Raw genomic sequence first — 26489 nt, 5'->3', positions numbered from 1 at the left:
AACGGCCGAGGCGTCCCCCACGGCCGGTCTCGGCGCGCGACCCCGCGCGCCTTCCGCTGACCGCGCCCTTCCGGGAGACTCCCAGCACCGGCCGCCGCCGACTCCGACGGTGACGGTGACGCGGTGGCCACGCGGGAGGGGGCAGCAGGCCATGGACGTGACCGACGTCTTCGTGGGGAGGACCGCCGAGCTGGCGACCCTGGTCGGCGAGCTGGGTCTGGCCGCCGCCGGACGTGGCCGGACCGTCGTCGTCCAGGGGGCGCCGGGCACGGGCAAGACGCGCCTGGTCCAGCACGCGCTGGAGCTCACCGGGTCCACGGCCGACGACCGGGTGGTGCTGCACGGGGGCTGCGTCGAGCGTCCCGGCCCGCACTACCCGAGCGTGCCGTTCGCGCCGTTCGTCGAGGCGCTGCGCCGGCTGCGGGGCACGGACGCGCCACCGGAGGTGCTCGCGGCGGCCCGCGCCTGGGTGCGCCCGTGCCCGCCCGCCGACGGTCGGCCGGAGGCGGACACCAGCGCCGGCGAGGACCAGGTGCTGCGCCGCTTCACCGAGATGCTCGACGTGCTCGAGGCCGTGGCCGCCTGGCGGCCGGTCGTGCTGGTGGTCGACGACCTGCAGTGGGCCGACCCGTCGAGCCTCGCGCTGCTCGTGTTCCTGGCCCGGGCCGTGACGACCGAGCCGGTCGCGCTGGTCGCCGCACTGCGCGACGCCGCCGCGACCCGGCACGAGCACCTCGACCGCGCCGTCGCCGAGCTGCACCGCGCACCCGCGGTCTGCTGGCTGCGGCCGGACCGCCTGCCCGACGACGACGTCGCCGCGCTCGTGCACCGGGTGCGCGGCCCGGGCACGACCGAGCGGGACGTCGCCGCCGTCGTCCGGCGGGCCGAGGGCAACGCGCTCGCCGCCGCCGAGCTCGCCCAGCACCACGGCGGCGACGACGAGCTGCCGCGCTCGTACACCAGCGCCGTGGTGGCTCGCCTCGCGGGCCTGTCCCCGGGTGCGCTGCACGTCCTGCGGGTGGCGGCCACGATCGGGCGCCCCGTCGAGCCCGAGCTGCTCGACCGGCTCACCCGGTCGCTGCCGTCCGAGGGGGTGTCGTCCGGCGCGGTCCCGGCCGACGCGGTCCCGTCCGGCGCGGTGCCGCCTGACGCCTCGCCCGACGACGTTCCGCTGGACCCGGGTGCGCCCGAGCCCGCGCGCGACGCGGAGCCCCCGGCGCCGCTGGACCCGCCCGAGCGGAGCCTCGCCGAGGCGGTGCAGTGCGGGCTGCTGGTGCACACGTCGTCGGGCTACGCGCTGCGGCACGGCCTGGACCGCGAGGTGGTCTACCGCGCGATCCCGCCGTGGCTGGCCCGCCGGCTGCACGCGCACGTCGCCCGCGAGCTCGAGCAGACCTCCGGCTCGACCGGCGCACAACGGCTCGCAGAGATCGCCGACCACTGGAGCAGGTCCGGCCACGAGGCCGCGGCACTGCGCACCTGCCTCGCCGCAGGTCGCGCCGCGATCCAGGTCCGGGCCTTCCTCGAGGCGGTCGCCCTGCTGCGCCGGGCGCTCGGCCACCGGGACCGGCTCGAGCCGCCGCTGTCGGAGTCGATGGCCGCCGCGGCCGACATCCGGCTCGAGCTCGCCGAGGCGCTGCGGCTCGGCGGGGACGTCGATGCGGGGATCGCGCTGCTCGAGGACACCCTGCGGGCGCCGATGTCGCCCGAGACCGAGGCGTGCTGCTGGGAGCGGCTGGCGTGGTTCCGGCGGGAGACCGGGGACGGCGACGGCGTCAACGCGGCGTACCTGAGGGCGCTGGAGTCGGTGGCGCTGACCGACGACTCCCCCACCCGGGCCCGCGTGATGGCCAGCCACGCGGCGTCGCTGATGATCTTCGGCCGGTTCGACGACGCCGGCGCCCGTGCCCAGGAGGCGCTCACCGTGGCACTGGCCAGCGGTGCGGACGCGGCCCGCGCCGGCGCGCTGGACACCCTGGGCGTCGTCGCGGCGCTGCGCGGGGACGCCGACGAGGGACTGCGTGCCCTGCGCGAGGCCCGCGACGTCGCGGCGGCGTGCGGCAGCGACGAGGAGCTGTGGCGGGCCGTGTCCAACACCGCCTACGTGCTGCAGAACGTCGGCCGCGAGGCCGAGTCGGTCGAGGTGGTCACGCAGGCGGTGGGGGCCCTGGGGACGCAGGCGCACCCACCGGTGGCCATCACCGCCGTCGGCAACGCGGTCAGCGCCCTGATCCTGCTGGGCCGGTGGGACGAGGCGATGACCTGGATCGGCTGGTGCACCGAGCGGCGCCCGCCGGCCGGGCTGGCCGCGCACATCGCGCTGACCGAGGCCGAGGTGCGGGTGTACCGCGACGACCACGCCACCGAGGCCCTGGCCGCGGCGCACGGCGTGGTCGACCGGTCGGCCGAGCCCGACCTCGTCGCCGCGCTGTGGCGGGTCGAGGCCGACCACCTGGCCTGGCACGGCCGCACCGCGGCCGCCCGCGACGCCGTCGACCGGTCGATCGACGCGCTGGGCCACTCCGACGACCCCGAGTCGCTGCTGCACACCCTGACGGTCGGCCTGCGGGTCGAGGCCGACGCGACCGTCCTGCCGGGCGGCGCCGACGACGCACGGGTGCAGCGCCTGGGCGCGCTGGCGGCGTCGGTCGCGGCGTCGTCGTCGGCGGACCTGCCGGACGTGCGGCTCGGGTCGGCGCTGTGCACGGCCGAGACGGCGCGCGCCCGCGGCGCGGGCGACCAGCCGTGGTCCGACGTCGCCGAGCTCGCCCGCCGGCTGGACCGCCCGTTCCGGCTGGCGTACGCCCAGCTCCGGCTCGCCGAGCACCGTCTGGCCACCGGCGCGCGGCGGGACGCGGGCGAGCCGCTCGCCGAGGCGCACGCCGTGGCCGAGCGTCTGGGTGCGGCGCCCCTGGTGGCCGCGGCGCAGGCGGTCGCCCGACGCTCGCGGCTGCCGCTCGCAGCCCCACCGACCCCGGACGCACCCGAGCGCGGGCCGGTGCCGTTCGGCCTGACCGCGCGGGAGCTGGAGGTGCTGCACCTGCTCGCCGACGGCGCCAGCAACCGGCAGATCGCCCGCAGCCTGTTCATCAGCGAGCGCACCGCGGGCGTGCACGTCTCGCACATCCTGGCGAAGGTCGGCGCGGGCAGCCGTCAGCAGGCGGCCGCGGCAGCGCACCGGGCCGGGCTGCTCGCCACCCGCTGACGTGGGCGCTCGGTCCGCGACGGGTGCGGTGCGCTCCGGGCGCCCGCTGGAACGGGCGCGTCCGGCGCGCGTCTAGGTAGGCCGTCCGGACGTGCGGGAGCCGCCGCCGTCGTCGGTGAGCCGGGACCAGTCGTGCACCACGGCCTGCGACTGGGCCGCGTCGGCCGCCGTCGCGACCGGCTGGTACTGCTCGACGACGACCGGTCCCACGAGGTCGTCACCGCCGCCGGGACGCCAGCCGCCGGCGGCGGCCTGCGCGGTCCAGGCCTCCACCGCAGCGGCGCGGGCCTGCGGCTCGACGCCGTCGTGCCAGACCAGCGTGAGGCGCACGGACGTGGGGTCGGTCTGTGAGCCGGTGACCTCCAGCTGCCGGCAGCCGTCCGGGTAGAGGGCCTGCGTCCCCCGGTACCGGTGCACGCCGTCCGGCGCGGTGGCCTCCTCCTCGTCCGTCAGCAGGCCGGGCAGGAAGGCCAGGGGCCACGGCACGTCGTCGGCGGCCGGCGCCGCGGGATCGGGGTCCCCTGACGCCCCGACCGCGCTGGGATGCACCGGCTCACGGTCGCGGCCGGGACGGTCCCCGTGCCGGCCGGGCCGGTGGGTGTCGGACGGGGCGTCGGTCCCGGTGCCTGTCCGGGCCGAGCGCAGCACGATCACATCCGCCATCGCCATGGACGCATGCTTCCAGGTCCGCCGAGACGGTCACAAGGGCTCGGCCACCGACGTACGCACGGGCCTCGGCGCCGCCACCGGCGACACCCCGGTCAGGTACGTACTTCTGCGCCGCGCAGATACGTCATCCCCCCGATGTCGGCGGTCCCGCGCCGGAGGAATCTCTTCTGCGGGACGAGATCGCGTCCCGGACACCACGTCCTCACCGGCCCGCCGGAGCGAGGACCCCCGCACCGAAAGGCACCACCATGCTCTCGACGACCAGCCTGCGTCGCCGACCCGCTCTCCGTCGCGCCGTCCTGCCGCTCGCCGGCGCCGGGGCCGTCGCGCTCACCGCCGGCTCGCTGCTGCTGGCTCCGGCCGCCTGGGCGACGCCCACCACCCCGCCGGCCGACGCGCCGAGCACGACCGCGACCCCGGCCCCCGCCGCACCCAGCCTGCAGGACTCGATCGAGCCGAGCGTCGTCCAGCTGTACATCGAGTGGAGCGGCTACGTCGGGATCCCCGACGAGGCCGGCACGATCTGGAGCGACGAGCTGTCCGTCGCGTCCATCTGCACCGGGTTCTTCGTCTCCGAGACCGGCCAGATCGCGACCGCCGGCCACTGCGTCGACCCGGTCGAGGGCCGACACGCCCTCGTCGACACGTTCCTGGAGACGACGGTGGCCGAGGGGTTCCTGACCCCCGACGAGGCGGCGGGCATGATCGGCACCGCGTACGCCACCTGGCCGGTCGAGGGCCTCGACGCCGGCTCCGAGCCGCAGCGGATCGTCTACGCGATGCAGCCCAAGGCGGTCGACGGCATCGTCATCGAGGACCCGCTCGCCGTGCAGCTCGTCGACTACCGCTCCTTCGACCAGGGCGACGTCGCGCTGCTCAAGGCCGACGTGACCGGGAGCATCCCGCTGCCGGTCACCGCGACCGACCCGGGCAACGGGATGGCCGTCACCTCGGTCGGCTTCCCCGGCTCGGTGCAGAGCGTCGTGGACGCCAGCCGCGTCCGGGCGAGCTTCAAGACCGGCTCGGTCAGCAGCCAGCAGATCAGCGAGCTCGGCGTGCCGCGGACGGAGATCAACGCGGACCTGTCCGGCGGCATGTCCGGCGGGCCCACGGTCGACCCGCTCGGCAACGTGGTCGGGGTCAACTCCTCCAAGATCGTCGGCGACCAGGCGTTCAACTTCATCACCGACGCCTCCGACCTGCACGACTGGCTGACCGCCAAGGGCGTCACCCTGACGCCGGAGAACGTGCCCGCCCCCGAGCCGGCTCCCGAGCCCGCCGCGGCGCCCGCCCCGACGGTGGACGACGAGGCACTCGCGATCGGGATGGTCGTCGCGATCGGCGCCTCGGTGCTCGGGGCGGTCGTGACGGTGGTCATCGCCGTCGTCGTGGTGGTCCGGCTGCGCCGCCGCAAGGCCCAGCGTGCCCTGGTCACCCCCGCGCCGCTGCCGGCCGCGCCGGCTCCCGCGATGTCGACCGGCGCGCCGACCGGCACGCCCGCCATGGCGCCGGCCATGGCCGCGACCGAGGCCCAGCCGGTGTCCGTGCTGGACACCACCGGGTCGATCGGCTTCGGGCCGGCCACCACGATCGGCACCCCGGCGCCGGCCGCCCCGGCGGGGCCGGCTGCCCCGGCACAGCGCCCCATGGCACCGGTCGGCATGACGGGGGTCGCGCCGGCCGTGCACACCGGCACGACCACCGGCTTCACCGCGCCGGTCGCGTCCGGCCCGATGACCGCCGGCTCGACGACGTCGGTCCTCACCGCGGCCCCGGCCCGGCACGCGGCCACGGCGTCGGCTGCTCCGAGCTGCCGGTCCTGCGGCGCCCCGGGCACCGACGGTCAGCGGTTCTGCGGCTCGTGCGGCGGGCAGCTGTGACCACGCGGCTCGGCGTGGCGTGACCCGGGGGTCCGCCCCCGGTACGACGGCCCCGCTCGGCGCTCAGGCGCCGGGCGGGGCCGTCGGCGTGCCGACCGCCGGGGAGGACGCGGCGGCGGCGTGGGCGGCGGCGCCGTCGTGCAGGACCTGTGGTCGCGGGTTGGGCGGTCCCAGGCCACGGACCCGTGCCCGCGCGGCCCGCCAGGCCAGCTCGGGACGGAACAGCCGCAGCGGCGAGGCCATGAGGTGGTAGACGCGGGACAGCGAGTCGGCCGCGAGCGTGTCACCGTGCGCGGCGAGCCGGCCGAGCTCGTCGCCCCACCAGCTCAGCACCGCGTCGGCCGGCGACGCGGGACCCGCGTCGCTGGTCGGGAAGCGGCGGTCCTCCCCGGTGGCGATCCCCCAGGGCAGCGCGACGACGCGGGCGAACCCGCGCAGCAGCCGGCGCTCGGCACCCGGGCGCCACCCACGAGCCAGCGCCCGGCGCAGCAGCATCGCCTCCTGCGCGGCGACGGTCACGCCCTGCCCGTAGATGGGGTTGAACGCGCACAGGGCGTCGCCCACCACCAGCAGCCCCGGCGGCCAGTCCGGCACCGACTCGTAGTGGTGCCGCCGGTTCGCGGTCTGCCGGTGCACCGCGACGTCCGTCACGGGGCGCCCGACGTCCATGACCTGCGCGATCGACGGGTCGCGCAGGCCGGACGCGAACTGCGCGAAGCCGTCGGCGTCCCGGGGTGGCCGGCGCTCACCGGCACCCACCACGCCGACCAGCCACCGGCCGCCCTCCACCGGGAGCGCGAGCCCGCCCGCGGGGCTCGAGGGCGTGGCCAGGAGCACCACCGCCGCCACGCGCACTCGGCCGGGCTCGACCGCGTACTCGCGGGTGGCGTAGCCGATCCGGGCGTCGAGCTCCGTGGTCGCGGCCGGGCTGACGCCGGCGGCGGCCAGCCACACCGGCAGGCGTGACGACCGTCCGCTCGCGTCGATCACGAGGTCGGCCGGCTCGCACGTGCCGTCGTCGGTGTCGACCGACCAGGTGGCCTGGCCGTCGGCGGTGCGCCGCACCCGCTCGACCCGGACGCCGTCGCGCACGCGCACCCCCGGCAGTGCCCGGACCCGCGTCATCACGAGGTGCTCGAACAGCGGCCGGCTCGCGGCGAGGACCTCGATCTGGGGCCGCCCGTGCAGCGCCCAGCCGGACTCGGCGAGCCAGGCGAACTGGCCGGTGTCCAGCGGCACGGCGCCGGCAGCGCGCAGGTCGTCCTCGAACCCGGGCAGCAGCGCCTGCGCCGAGAGGAGCCCTCGGCGCAGGATCGCGTGCGGTTGCCGGCCCTGCGGCACGCCGCCGCGCGGGTGGGGCCCGTCGGGCAGGACGTCGCGCTCGAGCAGCGTCACCGACCGCCCGTCCCCGGCCGCGGCGGCCGCGGCGAACGCGCCCGCGAGGCTGGCGCCGATCACCACGATGCGGCGCGGACCGGCCTGCCGCCGGGCGTGCCGCCGGGCGTGCCGCCGGGCGGCAGGCACCCCCTCGGGCGCGCGTCCGGCCTCGTGCTGGACCACGGGCCCACCTCCGTCGTCGCCGGCGACCGCCTCCCTGCACGGTAGGCGCAGCGCCCTGCCGTGACGAGCCCCGGCGCGGCCACCACCCTGCACGCACGGGCGCCCGCACCTACGGTGGGCACCTACGACCACGACGGAGGTATCACCATGGGATTCATCGGCAAGGCGATGAAGAGCGGGATCGCCCTCAAGGCGGGTCAGATGCTCATCCGCCAGGCGCAGAAGCCCGAGAACCAGCGCAAGGCGAAGGAGCTGCTCGCGAAGGCGAAGCGCAAGCGCTAGCGGGCGGGGACGGGGCGGGTCGCGTGCACACGCGGCCCGCCCCGTTCGTCGGCAGGATGCAGCAACCGGCAGGGGGAGCCGACGGATGTCTGCTGAGCACCACACCAACGCCCTGGTCACGGCGCACATCGCCGTCGTGGGCTACGAGGTCAACGCGCTCGCGTCGCGGCTGCCGTCGCACATCCACCGCGACGACCTGACGTCGGCCGGGCACCTCGCGCTGGTGCGGGCGGCGCGGTCGTTCGACGAGGCGGCGGGGGTGCCGTTCGCACGCTGGGCGGCGCTGCGGATCCGCGGCGCACTGATCGACGAGCTGCGCAGCCTGGACTGGGCGTCGCGGCAGAGCCGGCAGCGCGCCTCCCGGGTGGCGCAGGTGACCAACGAGCTCACCTCGACGCTGGGTCGCACGCCGACGACGCAGGACGTCGCCGAGCACACCGGCATGACGGCCGACCAGGTCACCGCGGCGCGGTCCGTCGCGGACGTGCGGATCCTGTCGATGGATGCCGGGCCGGAGGAGTCGTCGCTGGTCGACAGCGTCCCGGACACCGATCTGGGCCCGGAGGAGCGGCTGCTGGTGGACGAGCGCGAGCAGTACGCCCGGGCCGCCGTCGCCGCCCTGCCGGAGCGGATGCGGCAGGTGGTCCACGGCCTGTTCTTCGCCGGCCGCACCATGGGCGAGCTCGCGGCCGAGATGGGGCTGACCCACTCCCGGATCAGCCAGGTGCGCACGGAGGCGATGGCGCTGATGCGGGACGGGATCAACGCCCACCTCGACCCGGACCTCGTCCCGGTGCCGGACCGGCCGGACGGCGCGGTCGCCCGCCGCCGGCAGGCGTACTACGCCCGGGTGGCCGCCGCCGCGGCCGAGGCGTCCCTGATCGCCCTCCCGAGCCAGCGCCCCGCCCCCGCCCCCGCCGAACGCACCGCCGTCTGACCCCACCCCCCACCCCCTCCCGCCGAGTGCGACGTCGTGGACCGTTCGAGACGTGTGAACGGTCCACGACGTCGCACTGGGCACGTCGCGTGAAGGAGAGCTCATGCCTGTCATCACCGTCGCCATCCTCGGGGCCGGCGCGCTCGGCCACGCGATGGCCGTCCGCCTCGACACCCAGGGCCTGTCCGTCCGGGTCTGGAACCGCACCACCAGCAAGGCCGCCGCCGTCGCCGACGAGCGCGCGGACATCACCGTGGCCGGCGGCGTCACCGAGGCGGTCCGCGACGCGGACGTGGTGCTGACCGTGCTGCGGGACGAGGCCGCCGTCGCCGCGGTCGCGGACGACCTGCTGAGCGGCGTCCGCCCGGACGCGGTCTGGGTGCAGGCGTCCACGATCGGCCCGTCCGCAGCCGGACGGCTGGCCGCCCGGGCGGCCGCGGCCGGAGTGGCCTACGTCGACGCGCCCGTCTCCGGCAGCACCGGACCGGCCCGCGCGGGCACGCTGGTCTGGCTGGTCTCCGGAGCCGACGACGCCGTCGCGCGGGCGCGGCCGGTGCTGGACGCCCTGGGTGGCTCGGTGCACGCGCTCGGCACCGCGGGCTCGGAGGGCAGCGCGGCGAAGCTCGTCGTCAACGCGTGGATGGCCTCCGCGGTCGCGGCCGCCAGCGACGCCCTCGCCCTGGCGGACTCGCTCGGCGTCGACCACGCGGCGCTGCGCGAGGTGCTCGGCGCGGGTGCCCTGGCGATGCCGTACGCGCTGGCGAAGATGGAGGCGATGGACTCCGGCGCCGTGGAGCCGGGGTTCGCGGTGGGGCTCGCCCTGAAGGACCTGCGCCTGGCCGGCGCCGACGGGAGGGTCCCCTCCCCCGTGCTGGACGCCGTCACGCGGCGCTTCGACGAAGCGGTCGCGGCCGGCTGGCAGGGGCTGGACGTCGCGGCGCTGCACCGGCTGCACGGGGCGGGGACGTCGACGCCGGGCGACGCGCGGCCGTCCTGAGCGCCCCGCCCACCGGGCGCCACGCGGGTCAGCCCGGCACCACGCGGTCGGGGTGGCTGTAGACGTTGAGGTCCTCGCCGCGGTTGAAGCCGACGACGGTCACCCCGAGCTCGGCGCCCAGCTGGGCAGCGAGCGCCGACGGCGCCGACACCGCGGACAGCACCGGGATGCCCGCCATCGCCGCCTTCTGCACCAGCTCGAACGACGCGCGACCGGACACCTGCAGGGCGCATCCCCGCGCCGGCAGCAGCCCCTCGAGCAGGGCCCAGCCGACCACCTTGTCCACGGCGTTGTGCCGCCCGACGTCCTCGCGCACGCACACCAGCTCCGGCTCGGCGCCGCCGGCCGCCGGCGCGAACAGCGCGGCCGCGTGCGTGCCGCCGGTCCGGCTGAACACGTCCTGGCGCGCCCGCAGACGGTCGGGCAGTCCGAGCAGGTGCCCGACGCCGATCGTCGCGTGGTCGGTCGCGACGTCGTAGCGCGAGACCTTGCGGACCGCGTCGATGGACGCGGTGCCGCAGACCCCGCAGCTGCTCGAGGTGTACACGTGGCGCTGCATCGAGGTGTCGGGCGGCGCCACGCCCGCGGCCAGCGCCACGTCGACGACGTTCAGGTCGCGCCGCCCGTCGGCGTCGACGCCCCCCCGGTACTCGACGCGCGCGATGTCGTCGCGGGCGTGCACGACGCCTTCGGAGACCAGGAACCCCGCGACCAGGTCGACGTCGTGCCCGGGGGTGCGCATCGTGACGGTGAACGGCGCACCCGCGACCCGGATCTCCAGCGGCTCCTCCCCGGCGAGCAGGTCGGCCCGGTCGCGCACCGCGCCGGACGCCCTGACCTGCCGGACCCGCCACCGCTGCGTCACCCGTCCCATCCCGGCATCCTCGCCCACCACCGGCGCTCCGGCGGGCACCCGCGCGCCCTCGCTGCCGCACCGGCGCGACAGGGCCGAGGCGTCACCGGCCCGCAGACGCCGGCCGGCGCGGACCCGGGTGGGTCCGCGCCGGCCGGCGTCGCGGGGTGCTGCTGATGGTCGGGTCAGGACTCGGGGCCGTCCTGCTCGGCCCGCCCCTTGCCGTTGCCCTGGTCGAGCAGGTCCGTGCCCGGACCACCGACGAGCCGGTCACTGCCGTTGGCGCCGACCAGGACGTCGTCACCGAAGCCGCCCAGCAGGGTGTCGTCGCCGTTGTCACCGGTGAGCCGGTCGTCGCCGGCGCCGCCGCAGACGACGTCGTCGCCGTTGCCGCCGACGATCACGTCGTCGCCACCCAGGCCCATGATCACGTCGCGGCCGTTGCCGCCCCGGAGCACGTCGTCGCCGGCGGTGCCGCGGATCGTGGGCAGCAGCCCGGCGCAGCGCTCCTCGAGGTCGATCCCGAGCACGAGCGGGTCGTGGTCGCTGGACCGGTACGGGGTCCGGGCGTAGAGCGCCGGGTCACCGGTGTACTGGTAGGCGAACGACTCCACCGCGTTGACGTTCCAGTGCGTGAGGTCGGTGACCTTGGCGGCCAGCGACGCGGTCGCCAGCGCGTGGTCGAGCGAGCCCGACATGTCGTCGAACACGTAGCTGTACCGGCCCGGGTCGAGCTGCTCCCCGAGGTCGACGAACCCGGCGTCGCGCAGCGCCTCGACCGGGTCCTCCTGGGTGTAGGCGTTGAGGTCGCCCAGCAGCACGACGTCGTCCTCGCCGGCCCCCGCGCGCAGGTCGGCCACGAACGCCGCCAGCGAGGCGGCCTGCCGGGTGCGGTCGCCGTTCCAGGCGCCCTGCCCGTCGCCGTCGTCGACGTTGTCCCCGGTGGCCGAGCCGCCCGAGCCCTTGGACTTGAAGTGGTTGGCGACCACGGTGAACGCGTCGCCGTCCTTGACGAACGTCTGCGCGATCGGCTCGCGGGCGTTGGACCACACGGACTCGTCGACCAGGCCCACCGGGTCGCCGACCGGCTGGACGACGTCCCCGCGGAGGATGATCCCGTTGCGGATCACGTCGCGGTCGACCGCGTACAGCTCGGCGGGCAGCGGCACGTACGTCCAGACGTCCTCGCCCACCGCGGCGTTGAGGCGGCGCACCAGATCGGCCAGCGCGGTGTCGGCGTCGCCCGGGGTCAGCCCGGTGGAGTCGGTGTCCTCGATCTCCATCAGCGTCACGACGTCGGCGTCCAGCGCGAGGATCGCCGGCACGATCTTGCCCGCCTGCTCCTCGAGCTCGGCGGCGTTGCGCGCCCCGCGGCCGACCGACTGGTCGAAGGTGAGGAAGTAGTTCAGGACGTTGAAGGCCCCGATCTGCACGTCGCCCCCGACCTCGGCGGGGACGTCCGGCCGGGTGTCCTGCGGGGCGAACACGCCCTCGGCCGTGCCGTCGGCCGGCTGCAGCCGCCACTGGCCGAACCCGTAGCCGAGCACGAGCGGCTCGGTGAACGTCAGCGGGTCACCGACCCGGACCGGCGTCGTGGGCGACAGGTACGGGCGGGTGGTCGTGCTGACCCGCGCCGAGACGCCGTCGTCGAGCACGATGCGCCGCAGGGCGTTGTCGGTCGCGACCTGCCGGGCCTGCGGCGTGCCGGGGCGCGCGAGCTCGGTCGGCTGGACCAGGACGCCGCCCTCGGCGAGCGTCAGCTCGCCGAAGCTGGTCAGGTCGAACACCTCGCTGACGGTCAGCGTGTCCACCGGTGCGACGAGCATGCCCTCGAGCCGCTCCCGGGTCGCGTCGTCGGCCGGCAGGTCGAGCGGCGCGGCCGCGGGCAGGTCGGCCACGGTGCCCTCGGCGCACACCTCGACGTCGGTGCGCGAGATCACCTGCGTCTGGCCGCCGAACTCCGCCGCCTCGCCGGTGACGCCCACCGTGTCGCCCAGGTCGACCGCGACCGGGCTGAAGACGAAGATCCCGTCGGAGGTCGCGGCGTCACCGTCGCCCGTGACGTCCTGCAGGTAGAAGCCGGAGAACCCCTCGACGTCGCCGACGACGACGCCGCGGACGGTCACCTGGCGGCCGGCGAGCGGGGTGGTCGCCCCGGTCCCCTGCACGGCGCCGATCCTGTGGGTCGGGGTGGTGTCGCACACGTCAGCCGGCTCGGGCTCCGGCTCGGTCACGACGGTGCCGTTGACGGCACCGCGGGTGGCGGCGGCCGGGCCGGACCAGACCAGCGCGTCGCTGGACGGGTCGAGGGCGCGCGACAGCGACTGCCCGGCGGGCTCGCTGCCGGTCTCGCTCACGCCGATGTCCGTGCTGGTCGCGCCGGCGGCCGGGCCACCGGTCGCCGTGAACGTCCCCTCGTAGGAGAGGAACTCCAGCACCACGCCGTCGCGGACCAGTGCCATGCCGTCCGGGGAGCCGTTCTGGATGGCCGGACCGTCGACCGTGACGACCACGGGCGCATCGGCCGGCGCCGAGACCGGGGCGAGGCCGAGCGTGGCGTACGACGCGCCACCGCTGCCGTTGTAGAGGACGACCGACAGGCCCGCCGAGGACGTCCCGGCCGGCAGCTGGACCTCCACGAACTCGCCGACGTCGCCCCCGGCGTTGTCGTAGTGGATCTCGGAGATGAACGGCTCGGCCGGCGGGGCGGCGACGGCGCCGACTGCGGGCAGGCCGACGACCGCGAGCGAGGCGGCGGCTGCCGCGAGCGCGGGCCGCGCGCAGCGGGGAGTTGTGGGCACGGTGGACCTTCCGGTGGGTGGGGCTGGTCGTGCGTGGGCCGGCGCGCGGTGGTCGCCGGACGCGCCGACATCGTCACCCATGCGGGTGATCGCGGGGTGTCCGGCACGCCGCGCCACCGCAGCCGCGACGTGTCCACGCGGTGACGCCGCGGAGCCGAGGTGGCCGCCTACGCCGTCGCGGCCTTGGCCGCGAGGACGTGCCGGACCGCGTCCGCGAGCCGGGCGGCGAACTCGGGGTCGGTCCGCGCCCGGGCGCTGAGAGCCTGCGCCATCTCGGGCGCGACCTGCGGGACCTCGGAGGCCAGCACCAGGTCGCACCCGGCGGCCACCGCGAGGACCGCGCGCTCGCCGGGCGTCCACCCGGCGACCTGGGCGGCACCGGAGAGGTCGTCGGTGACGACGAGCCCGTCGAAGCCCAGGTCCCCGCGCAGCAGGTCCCCCACGACGACCGGCGAGAAGGCGGCCGGGACCCCGGGGTCCAGCAGGGCGTAGTCGGCCGTGGACACCATGACCCCCCAGACGCCGTCGTCGACCATCCGTCGCACGACGGCGACCTGGTCGCTGCCCGCGTCGGTCGTGGTGTCGGTGACGCCGTCGACGGCGTCGGTGTTGCCCGTCACCCGGCCGAGCCCCGGGAAGTGCTTGATCACGGTGTGCACCCCAGCGTCCGCCATGCCCGCGGCGAACGCGGACGCGTGGGTCACCACGTCGTCGACCGTGAACCCGTACTGCCGGTCGTCGTGGCCCACGGGGGCGTTGGCCGCGGCCCCGGCCGGTGTGGGCAGGTCGACGACCGGCGCGAGGTCGACGGTGACGCCGACGGCGGCCAGCTCCCGGCCCCACCCGGTCGCCGAGGAGCGCAGCGCCGCGGGCTCGGTGCGGCCCTGCTGCACCGCGGTCGGGATGTCGCTGAACCCCTGCCCGCGCAGGACCTGCACCTGGCCGCCCTCCTGGTCGGTGGCCACGAGCAGCGGCCGGCCGTGCCCGGGTCCAGCCGGGAGGTCGTCCGTGAACCACCGCACGAGGTTGCCCACGCGCACCCGGCCCGCCTCGGTGCGCCCCTGGAGGAACACGTTGGCGACCGTGCCGTCCGCCACGAGGTCGTGGCTGAGCTGCTGGGGCGCCGAGGTGCGGACGCCCACCATGAGCACCTGGGCCACCTGCTGCTCGACGGTCCACCCCGCCAGCGGGTCGGCGGGGGGTGAGGCCGGCGGCGGGGTCGCGGGTGAGTGCGTCGGAGCCGGGGACCCGCCGGACGTGGGTCCCGTCGACGGCGGACCCGGCGCGGGTGACGGCGCGGGGCTCGGGGGCGGTGTCCCGACGCCCGACCCCGCCGACGTCGCGGCGTCACCCGGCGGCGCCGCCCGGCCGGGGTGGCCGGTGGCCCCGCCCGGGACGGTGGTGCAGCCGACCAGGCACGCCGCCGCGAGCAGGCCCGCCACCCGCACGGCCACGGGCCGGCGCGGACGCCGTCCACGGTCCCGGGGGCGCGAGCGGAGGTGCACCCGGACGATGCTAGGCGGCTGCCGACCTGCGGGCAGGCGGGCCGCCCGCCGTCGCGTCGCGGGGCACCTGCTCCGCGCGCAGTACCGCACCTGCTCCCGGGGGCCGACGACGCCCGGCCCGCGCCGCTCTAGCGTGGGCGGATGACGTCCGCCGCACCCCGGGTACCCACGGCGCCCGAGCGCGCGTCGGCCCGCTTCCGTGCGGGCCTGGCCGTGCTGGCGGTCGTCGTGCTGGTCGGGACCTGGGGTGCCGACCACGGTGCGGCTCGCGGCGCGGCCTGGCGGGGGGCGCCCTGGCGCGACGGGACGCCGCGGTTCGACCTCCTCCCGCCCGTGCCCCGGCCGCTGGACGCCGGTGGACTGCTCCTGGCCCTGGTACCGGTGGCGGCGCTCCTGCTGGTCCGCCGCCCTGGACGCGCCGGCGGGCTCGGCGCTGCGGCAGCCGTCGCCGCCCTGGCCGGCTACCTGCTGGCCGGCTACCCGTTCGGGCCGGTATTCCTGCCGGTGGTGGTCGCCGTCGTGCTCGCGGCCGCCACCGGACGGCGCGTGCTCGCCTGGGCGACGGCCGCCGGGCTGGCGGCGGCGCTGGTCGCGGCGCTCGCCGTGCGTGACGCGCTGGGGGCGACCCCGCTGCTGTTCGTCGTCCCGTGGCTCGCGGTGCTGCTCCTCGCGGGCGAGGGGCTGCGGGTGAGGCGCGAGCGGCAGGTCACGGCGCGGGCGGCGCAGGCGGCGCAGCTCGAGTCGCTCGTGGCGACGGAACGCCTCGGCATCGCCCGTGACCTGCACGACGTGCTGGCCCACTCGCTGTCCGCGATCCACGTCCAGGCGGGGGTCGGCCTGCACCTGCTCGACAGCGACCCCGGGCAGGCTCGCGCCTCGCTGCAGGCGGTCAAGGACACGAGCAAGGTCGCGCTGGACGAGGTGCGTGGCGTGATCGGCGCCCTGCGCCGGGACGGTGACGTGCCGCGCGCACCCGCTCCCGACCTCACGGACCTGCCCCGGCTGCTCGACGACGTCCGGGCGTCCGGCGTCGCGGTCACCGCGCACGGCGTGGCAGCGCTGCACGGGACCGACGAGGGGGCCGGCGCGGGGTACCCCCGGTCGGACGACGCGAGCGACGCAGCGGGTGCCGCCCGGACGGCCACGGGGCCGACCGTCCCGCGACCGGTGGGCGCCGCCGCGTACCGGATCGTCCAGGAGTCGCTGACGAACGTGCGCCGGCACGCGTCCCGGCCGGAGGCGGACGTGACCGTGACGATCGATACCGGCGACCTGCGGGTCACGGTGCGCAGCCCCCGCGGGACCGACCGTCCCGCGGGGGCGGTCCCGGGGCACGGGATCACCGGCATGCGTGAGCGCGTCGAGTCGCTCGGTGGCCGGTTCGACGTCGGCCCCGGGGGCGAGTGGTTCGTGGTGAGCGCCGTCCTGCCGCTGCGTCCGGTCGCGCCGGGGGCGCCAGGGGGACCGCCCGCGCCGTCGACCTCCACCGGGCCGCCGCCCGACGGCCGGAGCACCCGGTGATCCGCGTCCTGCTCGCCGACGACCAGGGTCTGGTGCGCGCCGGCTTCCGGGCCCTGCTCGACGCCGAGCCGGACGTCACCGTGGTCGGCGAGGCGGGCGACGGGGGCGACGCCGTCCGGCTGGCGCTCGACCTGCTGCCCGACGTCGTGCTGATGGACATCCGCATGCCCGGCGAGGACGGGCTGGCCGCGACCCGCCGCATCGTCGCGGACCCGCGGGCCGCCGGCGTCAGGATCGTGGTGGTCACGACGTTCGAGCTGGACGAGTACGTCGCCGAGGCGATCGCCGCCGGCGCGAGCGGGTTCCTGGTCAAGGACACCGAACCCGCCGAGCTCATCCGTGCGGTGCGGGTGGTGCACGCCGGGGACGCGCTGCTCTCGCCGTCGGTCACCCGGCGCCTGCTCGCCCGCGTCGCCCACGCGACGCGGCCAGCCGGGCCGGTGGCCGGCCTCGCGGACCTCACCGCCCGCGAGCGGGAGGTGGTCGCCTGGGTGGGGCGCGGCCTGTCGAACGAGGAGATCGCCCGCGGGCTGTTCCTCTCCCCGCTCACCGTCAAGACGCACGTGTCCCGGGCCATGGCCAAGCTCGGTGCCCGGGACCGGGCGCAGGTGGTCGTCGCCGCGTACGAGTCCGGACTGGTCCGGGCGGGATGGTCGGAGGAGGACGGCGTGCACCCGTCGCAGTAGCCGGCCGCCTCCCCGTGGTGGACGACGGCGCGCTCGGCCGCGAGGAGCGTGGACGCCGTGGCCGAGGGTCGGCCACGACGAGGGAGGTGGACGATGTCCACGATGACAGCGGTGTCGGTGCTCGGGCCCGTGGTGGCCCTGGGCGCCCACCCGGGCGGCCCGTGGGACGGCCGGTGGGACGGCGGGGGCCCCGGGTGGTGGGTGGTGTTCCCGATCCTGTGGTTCCTGCTCGTCGCGACGGTGGTCGTCGTGGTCGCGCGCCGGTGGCGTCGCGCACCGTGGGGAGCGGGCGCCGCGGGCGCCGGGTCGGGGCGGACCGGCTCGGCACGCGCGGTCCTGTCCGAGCGGTTCGCCCGCGGCGAGATCGACGAGGCGGAGTACCGCACGCGGCTGGAGGTGCTGCTGGCCACCGAGGACCGACCGACCTGACGGTCGGCGGGCCAGACGGCGCAGACGTGGGTCCGCCACGGCGGACCCGACGCGCCACCGGCCGTGACCGATGCCCCCCCCCCCGGGACCGGCGACCTCGTCGCCGGTGGTCCCTCCTCGCCGTCGACTCCGAAGCGCGCGGCCGAGCTGTCCGCCGACGTCTGGTCCGAGCCGGGTCCGGGCGGGACCCCGCTCTCGGAGTGGATCCACGTCCGTGAGGTCGTGCGGGCGGGCGACCGGCCGCCGGGCGCTGACGGCGACGAGGCGGCTGCCGACGGCGCCGCTGCGGGCGGTGGACGACCGACGTACGGTACCGACGACCGAAGGGGTGACATGGGCAGCGTGCGGGCTGACAGGGCTCCCGGTGGCGACGCGTCCGCGGCCGCGCTGGCCGCGGACGACACCACCCGGGTGTCCTACCGGTACCTGCGGGTGTCGGTCGTCGCTCTGGCCCTCCTGCTGACGACGTCGCTCGTGCTGGAGATCGCGCGGAGCGGCGGCCGGACGCTGGACTCGATCAGCGCGTACTACTACTCCCCCGCCCGCAGCATCCTGGTCGGCTCGCTCGTCGCGATCGGGCTCGCGCTCGTCGCGATCAAGGGACGCCGCGGGTGGGAGGACGTGCTGCTGGACCTCGCCGGCATGGTGGTGCCCGTGGTGGCGCTGGTCCCGGCGTCCCTGGACCTGGGCGCCGACGTCTGCGGTCGCGCGGTCGAGCGGTGCGTCCCGGCGGACCTGGTGCCGGCGGTGCAGAGCAACGTGAGCGCCCTGCTGGTGCTCGGCGCGGCCGGCCTCGGGTTCGCCTGGTGGGCGACCCGGCACGACCGCGACGTCGCGACGTCGGTCGGCCTGCTGGCCGCCGTGGCCCTGTGGTTCGGCACGACGCTGTGGTTCTGGCTCGGACCGGTCAGCTTCCTCGCCCGGGCGCACTACGTCGCCGCGGTGGTGTTCTTCGGGCTCATCGCGGTGGTGGCGTTCCTCAACGGCCGGCTCGCGCCGCGGCGCCGCAACGTGCCGCTGCTGGCCCCACGGCGGTACGGCCAGGCCTACCGGGCGATCGGGGGCCTGATGGTGGCGACGATCCTGGTCGCGCTCGTGCTGCTCACCGGCAGCGCGCTCGGCGGGCTGAGCCTGTGGCCGTCGACGACCTTCGCCGTCGAGACCGTGCTGATGGTGCTGTTCGTCGCGTTCTGGATCGTGCAGACGGTGGAGAGCTGGGACGAGGAGGCCGACGAGGAGGCGCGGGCGCTGCTCCGACCGCCCGGACCCGTCCGGTGAGCCCGACCGGCGGCGACCGCGGACGACGCCACGGCCGGGTCAGGCGCCGCTCCGGACCGCGTGGCGGACGTAGATCACGCCGTTGCGGAAGCGCCGGTGGTCGAGCAGCTCCAGGTCGAGCCGGACGCCCCGGGGCAGCGCCGGCGTGCCGCCGCCCACCACGACGGGGCACAGCAGCAGCACGCACTCGTCGACCAGCCCGTGCAGGAACGCCTCCGCCCCGATGGTCGCGCCGCCGATGCTCAGGTCCGCAGCGGAGGTCTGCTTGAGCCGCCGGACGGCCTCGGGGTCGAACTGCCGCTCGATCCGTGTCCGCGCCGTCGAGACGGTCTCGAGCGTCGAGGAGTAGACGACCTTGTCGGTGTCACGCCAGATCCCTGCGTACTCGCGGACGACCGCCGGCTCACCCGTGAGCCAGTCGTCGTCCTCCCAGACGCGCATCGTCTCGTACATGCGGCGGCCGTACAGGGACGTGCCGATGCCCCGCTCGTGGTCGTTCCAGAACGCGTGCACCTCGTCGTCGGGGACGGACCAGTCGAACGAGCCGCTCTCGTCCTCGAGGTAGCCGTCGAGCGAGGTGTTGGCGGCGTAGATCAGCGTGCCCACGAGAGCCTCCAGGGGTGCAGCATCAGGCCGGGACGGGCAGCGAGCTCAGCCACGCCTGCCAGGCCGGCCTCTCGCGCCGCACGTAGTCGGGCGCGTCGTCCGAGAACAGGTACGCCCGCACGCCCGCCGTCGCTGCGCCGTCGCCCTCGTCGAACGTGAAGACGCTGAGCATCCCGGGGACCGGCGCCGTGAGCCGGACCAACGCCTGGTGCTCGCCGACCCGCTCCACGGTGCCGGTGGAGCCGCGCACGTCGACCGTCGCGCCCTCCTCCCCCAGCGCGAGCGCGCCGCGCAGGGTGGCCCAGAGCGGCTGCGCCTCGGCGGGGTGGGAGGCGGTGGCCTCCAGGTGGGTGGCGCGCTGGCCGGGGAAGTGCGCCAGGTACAGCCGCAGGTGGTCGAAGAACGGCATCCACCCCGGGCCCAGGTCGTCCCAGAACTCCGACTCCCAGTCGGCGCCGGTGCCGAAGCCGCTGCTCGTGACGTGCACGACGCAGGTGCCGCCGGACCGGGCCTCCACGACGAACTCCGACGTCAGCGGGCTGAGCGTGTCCGGGTCCTTGCCCATGAGGGCGGCCCAGTCCTCCTCGTAGACGAGGCGGCGCGGTGGGTCCCAGCCGGTGACCCGGCCGTCCGAGCCCATGTCCGGGCCCATGGTGAAGTGCAGGGACCCGCCCTCGCGCTCCTCCATCTCGGTCGGTGCGAACCAGGCGCTCATGCCCCGGGCGGTGGCGATGGCCTGCCAGACCTGGTCCGGGGTGCCCGGCACCTCGACGCTGAACTCCAGGCGGTACGGGACGTCCGGTGCCGTGCTCATGCGCTCTCCTCGGGAAGGGGGTGGGCCGCGACGACGAGCCGGTGCGGCCGGCCGTCGTCGTGGTGGTAGCGGGCGGCCAGGTCCAGCACCGCGGCGGTGAGGTCGTCGGCGAAGGCGGCGCGGTCGGCGGCCGAGCGGAAGCCGATCCGGGTGTCGATCGTCAGCGTCGGCAGGCGCGTGCCGGACGCGCCGGCCCGGCGCGCCAGGGTGCCGACCTCGCGCACCAGTCGCCCGGCCAGCGCGACGAGGTAGCCCGCGGACATGCGGTCGTCGTTGGCCTCCGGCTCCGCCGCGGACGCGGTGACCGCGGCCGGCGACACGACGTACGACGCCGCGGACGCCTGCAGCACGCGCTCGGTGATGCCGCCGTGGCGCCGCTCCTCGGACAGCGTCACCAGGCCGTGCGACTCGAGCGCCCGCAGGTGGTAGTTGACCTTCTGGCGCCCGATGCCGACCCGCTCGGCCAGCCCGGCCGCGGAGGCGGGGACCGCGAGCTCCCCGAGCAGCCGCGAGCGGACCGGGTCCAGCGCGGCGGCCGCCGCCGGCGCGCTCTCGATCACCTCGACGTCCCGCATGACGCCACCGTCCTCTTGACAAGAATGTCTGTCAAGGGTGCCGGCCCGGGCGGGGCCACCGCCGTCGGCCGGCTGAACCGGGGGCGGGAGTGGGGAGATTCCCCAGGCGGGGTCCATGTCCCCCCGCCGCGCCCGTCCCTACAGTGACAAGCACGAGGTCGCCCCGCCTCGGGCGGCCCGTTGATCAAGGGAGATCGACGTGTCAGGGAACAAGGCTGTGGCGTACAAGGCCCCGGGAGTCGTGGAGGTCATCGACATCGACTACCCCACCTTCGAGCTCAAGGACGGCCCGGGGGTCAACCCGGCGAACGTGGGCCGCAAGGTCAACCACGGGGCGATCCTGCGCACCGTCGCGACCAACATCTGCGGGTCGGACCAGCACATGGTCCGCGGGCGGACCACCGCACCGCCCAACCTCGTGCTCGGCCACGAGATCACCGGCGAGGTCGTGGAGGTCGGGTCGGACGTCGAGGTGATCAAGGTCGGCGACATCGTCTCGGTGCCGTTCAACATCGCCTGCGGACGGTGTCGCAACTGCAAGGAACGCAAGACCGGCATCTGCCTCAACGTCAACCCCGACCGTCCGGGCAGTGCCTACGGCTACGTGGACATGGGCGGCTGGGTGGGCGGCCAGGCCGAGTACGTCCTGGTGCCGTACGCCGACTGGAACCTGCTGCGGTTCCCGGACCGCGACCAGGCCCTGGAGAAGATCCTGGACCTGGCGATGCTCTCGGACATCTTCCCCACCGGCTTCCACGGCGCGGTCACCGCCGGGGTCGGCGTCGGCTCCACCGTCTACATCGCCGGCGCCGGACCGGTCGGGCTGGCCGCGGCGACGGGGGCGCTGCTGCTGGGCGCGGCCGTGGTGATCGTCGGGGACATGAACGCCGATCGCCTCGCCCAGGCCCGCAGCTTCGGCTGCGAGACCGTGGACCTCACCCAGGGCGGGCCGGCCGAGCAGATCGAGCAGATCCTCGGGGTGCCCGAGGTCGACTGCGGGGTCGACGCCGTCGGGTTCGAGGCCCGCGGTCACGGCAAGGACGCCTCGCACGAGGCGCCCGCGACCGTCCTGAACTCGCTCATGGACATCACGGCCGCCGGAGGCGCGCTGGGCATCCCGGGGCTGTACGTGACCGGCGACCCGGGCGGCATCGACGAGGCGGCCCAGAAGGGCGCCCTCTCGCTGAGCCTGGGGACCGGCTGGGCGAAGTCGTTGTCCTTCACCACCGGTCAGTGCCCGGTGATGCGGTACAACCGCGAGCTGATGATGGCGATCCTGCACGACCGGACCAGCATCGCGAAGAACGTCAACGCCAGGCCCATCCCGCTCGAGGACGCCCCGCGGGGCTACGCCGAGTTCGACGCCGGTGCGGCGCAGAAGTACGTGCTCAACCCCAACGGGTACATCACCGCGGCCTGAGCCCGGCCAGCACGCCGGCGCGACGGCGTGCTGGCACGCTCCACAGCGCGACGGCGGGCGGCCTCCCGGGGCCGCCCGCCGTCATGCCCTCACGCCGGGTCAGAAGACCCGGATCGCGACCTCCGCGGGTGCCTGCAGGAGCCTCTCGATCTCGTCGTCGAGCCGCACCAGGGTCAGCGACGCGCCCGCCATGTCCAGCGAGGTGCAGTACTCGCCCACGTAGCTGCGCCCGACCGTGATCCCCCGCTCCGCGAGCTGCCGGTGCGCGCGGCGGAACAGGACGTACAGCTCGCTGATCGGGGTGCCACCCAGCCCGTTGATCATCAGCGCCACCCGGTCCCCCGAGCTGTACGGCAGGTCGGTGACGACCGCCTCGAGCAGGTCGTCGACGATCTGGTCCGCGGGCACCAGCGGGCGGCGCTCGCGGCCGGGCTCCCCGTGGATGCCCACGCCGAACTCCATCTCGTCCTCGCCGAGCTCGAACAGCGGCGAGCCCTTGGCCGGCGGGGTGCACGCGGTCAGCGCGACCCCCATCGTCCGGGTCACGTCGTTGACCTTCTGGCCGAGGCGCACCAGCTCGTCCAGGTCGGCGCCCTGCTCGGATGCCGCCCCGACCGCCTTGATGACGAAGAAGTTCCCGGCGACCCCCCGCCGGCCGATCGTGTACAGCGAGTCCTTGACCGCGACGTCGTCGTTGATGGTGAGGATGCGCACGTCGATGCCGTCCGCCTCGGCCATCTCCCTGCCCATGTCGAAGGCCATCCGGTCACCGGTGTAGTTGTTGACCAGCAAGAGCACGCCCTTGGGCGACGCGACCCGCTTGGCGGTCTCGTACACGTAGTCCATCGGCGGGGCCGCGAAGACGTCGCCGGGGCAGGCGGCGTCGAGCATGCCCCGGCCGACGATCATCACGTGCGCCGGCTCGTGCCCCGAGCCGGAGCCCTGGACGATCGAGACCTTGTCCTCGCGGGGCGCGTCGCTGCGCATGATGAGGTTGTACTCGGGCACGTAGGTCAACGTGTCCGGGTTCGCCAGCGCGATGCCCTCGAGCATCTCGGGGACGAACTGCCTGGGGTCGTTCACGAACTTCTTCACGAGACTCCCTCCGTCTGCCACGCCTGCCACTGACTGCTGATCTGCTCGATGATCACGGCCAGCGCCATCGCCCCGGCGTCGACCGATCCCCTGCTCCGCTCGCCGGTGTACGACGCGCGGCCGCGCCTGGCGACGAGCCGGCTGGTCGCCTCGGCCGCCTCCCGGGCCGTGGTCGCCGCGGCCGCGAGCGCCGCGGCGGCGTCGGCCCCCGACGTCAGCTCCTGCTCGAGCCGGTCGGTGAGCGGGACCAGCGCGTCCAGCAGCGTCTTGTCCCCGACGTCGGACTGGCCGCGGGCCTTGATGCCCTCGGCCGCGCTGCGGAGCATGGCGACGACCCGCTCGCCGCTGACGCCCTGGGTCGCGCCCGCGGTCGCCCCGGCCCGCAGGAAGGCGGTGCCCCAGATCGGCCCGGAGGTGCCGCCGATCCGCGACGAGATGATCATCCCGACCCTCTTGAGGAAGGTGCCCGCGTCGGTGCGGTCGATGCCGTCCCACTCGTCGAGCACCTTCTCGAAGCCGCGCGCCAGGGAGTACCCGAAGTCCCCGTCGCCGACGACGGCGTCCAGCTCGCCGAAGTAGACCTCGTTGTCCACCGCGCACCGGGCGATCGTGCGGACCACGAGCTCGACGTTCTGCATGCTGCCGCTCATCGGGCACCTCCTGTCGACGGGGACGACATGCAGGCCCGCAGGTCGTCGAGGGTGAGGTGGTGGCCGGGCCGCGCGGCGCCGCGGTTGGCGAGCACCTCGATGGGCGGCCGGTCGGGGTCGCCCAGCTCGGAGACGACGAGGACCGCCTCGTCGAAGGCCTCCTGGCGGGTGTACCCGTTGACGGTGACCAGGCACGGCAGCCCGGCGCGGGTGGCGGCGAGCAGGCCGTTGCGCGAGTCCTCGACCACCAGGGTGTCCGCGGGGTCCAGGCCGAGCCGCTCGACCGCGAGCAGGTACACGGCCGGGTCCGGCTTCTTGGCCGGCACGACGTCGCCCGCGAACAGCGGGATCCGGTCGGCCGTCCGTGGTCCGACGGCGTGCTCGAGCACCGCACGCACCGACGGCTCGGCCGAGGTGGACGCGACCGCCACCGTCCACCCGGCGTCCAGCGCCGCGGTGATGATCCGGGCGACGCCGGGCCGCGCCGGGATCGCCCCGTCGGCGACGAGCGCCGTGAAGCGGGCGGTCTTGTCGCGGTGCCAGGTCGCGAGCAGGTCGGCGCGGGCGGCGTCGTCGTCGGGCACGCCGGCGGCACGCACGACGTCGGGATCGGCGAACAGGCTGGCCATCCGCTCCTTGCCGCCACCGATCCGCAGCTTCTCGGCGTAGTCGTCCTCGGTCCACCGGAGCGGCAGGCCGAACCGTTCGAAGGTCGCGTTGAACGCCGGCAGGTGGCCGTACCGCTCGGTGTCCCCGAGCACGCCGTCGCAGTCGAAGATCAGGGCCGTCACCAGGCACGTCCCGAGCCGCCGAAGAGCCGGATGTGCCGGCGGGCCATCTCCATGACGGCGGTGCGCTGGTGGGTGAACAGCGACGGCGGGTCCCACCGGTCGCGGGCCTCGGCGTCGCGCAGGAACTCCAGGCTCGAGCGCATGTACGTCTCCTTGAGCGCGGTGGAGATGTTGACCTTGGCGCAGCCCCGCGCGATGAGGTCGGTGAACTGCTCGTCGGACAGGCCCGTGCCGCCGTGCAGCGCCATCGGGACGCCGGTGGCCGCCACGAGGTCGCTCACCCGCTGGTGGTCCAACGTGGGTGCGGCCTTGTACCGGCCGTGCGCGTTGCCGATCGCGGGGGCGAAGCAGTCGACGCCGGTGCGCCGGATGAAGTCGACCGCGACCTCCAGGGACTGCACGACCGGGGCCGCGTCGGAGCCGAGCCCGTCCTCGACGCCCTGGATCCCCTCGATCTCCCCCTCGACGTGCGCCCCGTACCGCCGGGCCTCGGCCACGACCTCGACGGTCTGGCGCAGGTTCTCGGCCACGTCGAGCCTGTGCGCGTCGAACAGCACCGAGTTCCAGCCGCCGGCCAGGCAGTCGAAGATGACGGCCCGGTCGGGGCAGTGGTCCAGGTGGACGGCCACCGGCACCGGGACCGGCTCGGCGAGGCCCCGGATGAGGCCGATGAGCTGGTCGCGGCCGTACATCCGGACGGTCTTGACCGACGTCTGCAGGATGACCGGTGCCGCCTCCTCGACGGCGGCCGCGAGGACCGCCTCGGTGGTCAGGTCGTTGACGACGTTGATGGCCGCGACGGCGTAGCGACCGTCCAGCGCTCGGTCGAGGATCTCCTTGGTCGGCACGACGGGCACGCGGGCCTCCTGACGTCGTCGTGACGGTGACGGGGCGCACCCGGCACGCCGCGCACCGTCGCGCGGCGTGCCCAGTTGACCGCCGCCGGGCGCGGTGGCACATGGGGGAAGTCCCCCATCTCGCGGCCGGTGGGCGGGCGGTCAGATCCAGCCGTGCTCGCGCCCGCGGACCGCGGCGCCCGTCCGGCTCGCGGAGCCGGTCTTGCGGATGGCGGAGCCGACGTGCTTCTCCACCGTCTTGGGCGAGAGCACCAGACGGCGGGCGATCTCCCGGTCGCCCAGCCCGAGCGCGACCAGGGTGAGCACCTCGCTCTCGCGGCCTGTCAGCGGCGTCGGCGTCGCGGGCGGCGCGGGACGCACGGGCGGGTGCACGCGGGCTGCGGCGTGGGTGCCCGACGCGCCACCACCGGGAGCCGCGGCGGGCGCGGGCTCGCCGCGGCGGGAGGCACGCAGCAGTCGGGTCAGCGCGGGGTCACCGGCCCCGGCGGTGATGATGGCGCCGGCGGCGGTCTGGGTGAGCACCTCCAGACGGTCGACCTCCGCCGTCGTGAACCGCTCGCGGCGCCCGGCGAACGCGACGTTGACGCCGATCAGCTCGCCGCGCCACCAGATCGGGACCGCGGCCACCGCCCCCCGGTTGGCGGGGTGGTTCGCCGCCAGGTGACGGCCGGTGATGGCGGAGTAGTCCGCGATGACCACGGGGCTGCGGCGGGCGACGGCGTGGCCGGTCGCGCCCTCGTCCAGGGAGAACGTGCGCCCCAGCTGGCAGGAGATCCCGCGCTCGGCGACCTTGCTGTAGGTGCCCGCGTCCGGGTCGATCACCGAGATGCTGCCCGCGACGCCGCCCACCAGCTCGCGGGTGCGGGCGAGCAGCGTGTGCAGCATCGGGGTCAGCCGGAGGTCGGTGTACAGGCTCGCGACCGCCCGGTCCAGGCGGAAGGGCTCACCTGCGGGACCCGGCGCCCGGTCCAGGCCCCGGTCGTCGTCGACCGTCACGGGACGACGATAGCCGCGAGCCGACGGGGCGGTGCCGGGACGGCAGGCACCCGTTCGTGAGGGTGCGGGCCACGGTGCCCGG

Annotated in this window: 23 protein-coding genes; 10 read left to right on the top strand and 13 right to left on the bottom strand. The window is 75.8% G+C overall.

Translation table 11 applies throughout. The features are described 5' to 3' along the window. The first annotated feature begins 151 nt into the window (after positions 1–151). On the top strand, positions 152–3205 hold the full coding sequence (locus Q0840_RS15680) for an AAA family ATPase (protein ID WP_298461014.1): 3054 nt from the start codon (positions 152–154) through the stop codon (positions 3203–3205). A gap of 72 nt (positions 3206–3277) precedes the next feature. Here Q0840_RS15680 and Q0840_RS15675 read toward each other — a convergent pair whose 3' ends face one another. Then, positions 3278–3874 carry a hypothetical protein gene (locus tag Q0840_RS15675; protein ID WP_298461012.1) on the bottom strand — a complete coding sequence of 199 codons (597 nt, stop codon included), beginning with the start codon at positions 3872–3874 and terminating at the stop codon, positions 3278–3280. Between the two features lie 248 nt (positions 3875–4122). On the opposite strand from Q0840_RS15675, the gene Q0840_RS15670 reads away from it, so the two are divergent. Beyond that, complete coding sequence (locus Q0840_RS15670) at positions 4123–5754, top strand: trypsin-like peptidase domain-containing protein (protein ID WP_298461010.1); 1632 nt, start codon at positions 4123–4125, stop codon at positions 5752–5754. 63 nt (positions 5755–5817) lie between these two features. Here Q0840_RS15670 and Q0840_RS15665 read toward each other — a convergent pair whose 3' ends face one another. Further along, positions 5818–7314, bottom strand: coding sequence for an NAD(P)/FAD-dependent oxidoreductase (locus Q0840_RS15665; RefSeq protein ID WP_298461008.1), 1497 nt, complete (start codon positions 7312–7314; stop codon positions 5818–5820). 60 nt (positions 7315–7374) lie between these two features. Here Q0840_RS15665 and Q0840_RS15660 point away from each other — a divergent pair, with 60 nt between their 5' ends. The 3 genes from Q0840_RS15660 to Q0840_RS15650 all read left to right on the top strand — a co-directional run bounded on the left by Q0840_RS15660 (position 7375) and on the right by Q0840_RS15650 (position 9530). Further along, a complete protein-coding gene (locus Q0840_RS15660; RefSeq protein ID WP_298461005.1) occupies positions 7375–7596 on the top strand; it encodes a hypothetical protein in 222 nt (73 codons plus the stop codon). An 85-nt stretch (positions 7597–7681) separates the two neighbouring features. Continuing rightward, positions 7682–8533: a sigma-70 family RNA polymerase sigma factor gene (locus Q0840_RS15655; RefSeq protein WP_298461002.1), complete on the top strand. Its 852-nt coding sequence runs from the start codon at positions 7682–7684 to the stop codon at positions 8531–8533. A gap of 103 nt (positions 8534–8636) precedes the next feature. After that, positions 8637–9530, top strand: coding sequence for an NAD(P)-dependent oxidoreductase (locus Q0840_RS15650; RefSeq protein ID WP_298461000.1), 894 nt, complete (start codon positions 8637–8639; stop codon positions 9528–9530). A 28-nt stretch (positions 9531–9558) separates the two neighbouring features. Here the strand turns inward: Q0840_RS15650 and fdhD are convergent, their stop codons facing one another. From fdhD to Q0840_RS15635, 3 genes are all read right to left on the bottom strand, one after another. Next, positions 9559–10404, bottom strand: a complete 846-nt coding sequence (gene fdhD, locus Q0840_RS15645; RefSeq protein ID WP_298460998.1) for a formate dehydrogenase accessory sulfurtransferase FdhD — start codon at positions 10402–10404, stop codon at positions 9559–9561. Between the two features lie 164 nt (positions 10405–10568). Next, entirely contained in the window at positions 10569–13184 is a 2616-nt protein-coding gene (locus tag Q0840_RS15640; RefSeq protein ID WP_298460996.1) for an ExeM/NucH family extracellular endonuclease, read from the bottom strand. A gap of 167 nt (positions 13185–13351) precedes the next feature. Continuing rightward, positions 13352–14626, bottom strand: coding sequence for a glycoside hydrolase family 3 N-terminal domain-containing protein (locus tag Q0840_RS15635; RefSeq protein ID WP_298461134.1), 1275 nt, complete (start codon positions 14624–14626; stop codon positions 13352–13354). A gap of 204 nt (positions 14627–14830) precedes the next feature. Here Q0840_RS15635 and Q0840_RS15630 point away from each other — a divergent pair, with 204 nt between their 5' ends. The 4 genes from Q0840_RS15630 (at position 14831) to Q0840_RS15615 (ending at position 18603) form a co-directional block, all read left to right on the top strand. Next, on the top strand, positions 14831–16210 hold the full coding sequence (locus Q0840_RS15630; protein WP_298460994.1) for a sensor histidine kinase: 1380 nt from the start codon (positions 14831–14833) through the stop codon (positions 16208–16210). Then, the gene (locus Q0840_RS15625; protein WP_298460992.1) at positions 16207–16896 is read left to right on the top strand and encodes a response regulator transcription factor; all 690 of its coding nucleotides are present in this window, start codon (positions 16207–16209) and stop codon (positions 16894–16896) included. Before Q0840_RS15630 ends, Q0840_RS15625 begins: the two co-directional genes overlap by 4 nt. A gap of 93 nt (positions 16897–16989) precedes the next feature. After that, positions 16990–17325, top strand: coding sequence for an SHOCT domain-containing protein (locus Q0840_RS15620; protein WP_298460990.1), 336 nt, complete (start codon positions 16990–16992; stop codon positions 17323–17325). A 333-nt stretch (positions 17326–17658) separates the two neighbouring features. Further along, positions 17659–18603, top strand: a complete 945-nt coding sequence (locus Q0840_RS15615; RefSeq protein WP_298460988.1) for a hypothetical protein — start codon at positions 17659–17661, stop codon at positions 18601–18603. A 39-nt stretch (positions 18604–18642) separates the two neighbouring features. On the opposite strand, the gene Q0840_RS15610 is transcribed toward Q0840_RS15615, so the two are convergent. Genes Q0840_RS15610 through Q0840_RS15600 form a run of 3 tightly spaced genes read right to left on the bottom strand, consistent with a single transcriptional unit; the run spans position 18643 to position 20598 of the window. Beyond that, entirely contained in the window at positions 18643–19209 is a 567-nt protein-coding gene (locus Q0840_RS15610) for a dihydrofolate reductase family protein (protein WP_298460986.1), read from the bottom strand. Between the two features lie 22 nt (positions 19210–19231). Continuing rightward, on the bottom strand, positions 19232–20023 hold the full coding sequence (locus tag Q0840_RS15605; RefSeq protein ID WP_298460984.1) for an SRPBCC domain-containing protein: 792 nt from the start codon (positions 20021–20023) through the stop codon (positions 19232–19234). Then, positions 20020–20598, bottom strand: coding sequence for a helix-turn-helix domain-containing protein (locus tag Q0840_RS15600; RefSeq protein ID WP_298460982.1), 579 nt, complete (start codon positions 20596–20598; stop codon positions 20020–20022). The genes Q0840_RS15605 and Q0840_RS15600 overlap by 4 nt, the downstream gene beginning before the upstream one ends. Positions 20599–20797: 199 nt before the next feature. Here Q0840_RS15600 and fdhA point away from each other — a divergent pair, with 199 nt between their 5' ends. Further along, positions 20798–22018 (top strand): formaldehyde dehydrogenase, glutathione-independent, encoded by a 1221-nt coding sequence (fdhA, locus tag Q0840_RS15595; RefSeq protein WP_298460981.1) that lies wholly within the window; start codon positions 20798–20800, stop codon positions 22016–22018. Between the two features lie 99 nt (positions 22019–22117). On the opposite strand, the gene dhaK is transcribed toward fdhA, so the two are convergent. From dhaK to Q0840_RS15570, 5 genes are all read right to left on the bottom strand, one after another. Next, positions 22118–23113 (bottom strand): dihydroxyacetone kinase subunit DhaK, encoded by a 996-nt coding sequence (gene dhaK / locus Q0840_RS15590; protein ID WP_298460979.1) that lies wholly within the window; start codon positions 23111–23113, stop codon positions 22118–22120. Further along, a complete protein-coding gene (gene dhaL / locus Q0840_RS15585; protein ID WP_298460978.1) occupies positions 23110–23763 on the bottom strand; it encodes a dihydroxyacetone kinase subunit DhaL in 654 nt (217 codons plus the stop codon). Before dhaL ends, dhaK begins: the two co-directional genes overlap by 4 nt. Continuing rightward, a complete protein-coding gene (locus Q0840_RS15580) occupies positions 23760–24554 on the bottom strand; it encodes an HAD-IA family hydrolase (protein WP_298460976.1) in 795 nt (264 codons plus the stop codon). Before Q0840_RS15580 ends, dhaL begins: the two co-directional genes overlap by 4 nt. Continuing rightward, positions 24551–25411, bottom strand: a complete 861-nt coding sequence (locus tag Q0840_RS15575) for a class II fructose-bisphosphate aldolase (protein WP_298460974.1) — start codon at positions 25409–25411, stop codon at positions 24551–24553. Before Q0840_RS15575 ends, Q0840_RS15580 begins: the two co-directional genes overlap by 4 nt. A gap of 141 nt (positions 25412–25552) precedes the next feature. Beyond that, a complete protein-coding gene (locus Q0840_RS15570) occupies positions 25553–26407 on the bottom strand; it encodes a GAF domain-containing protein (RefSeq protein ID WP_298460972.1) in 855 nt (284 codons plus the stop codon). Positions 26408–26489 lie beyond the last annotated feature (82 nt).

It is taken from the genome of uncultured Cellulomonas sp. (assembly GCF_947494015.1).
Taxonomy (GTDB): Bacteria; Actinomycetota; Actinomycetes; order Actinomycetales; family Cellulomonadaceae; genus Pengzhenrongella.
The sequence above is the reverse complement of the archived record's forward strand: the minus strand, read 5'-3'. Positions and strand labels throughout refer to the sequence as shown.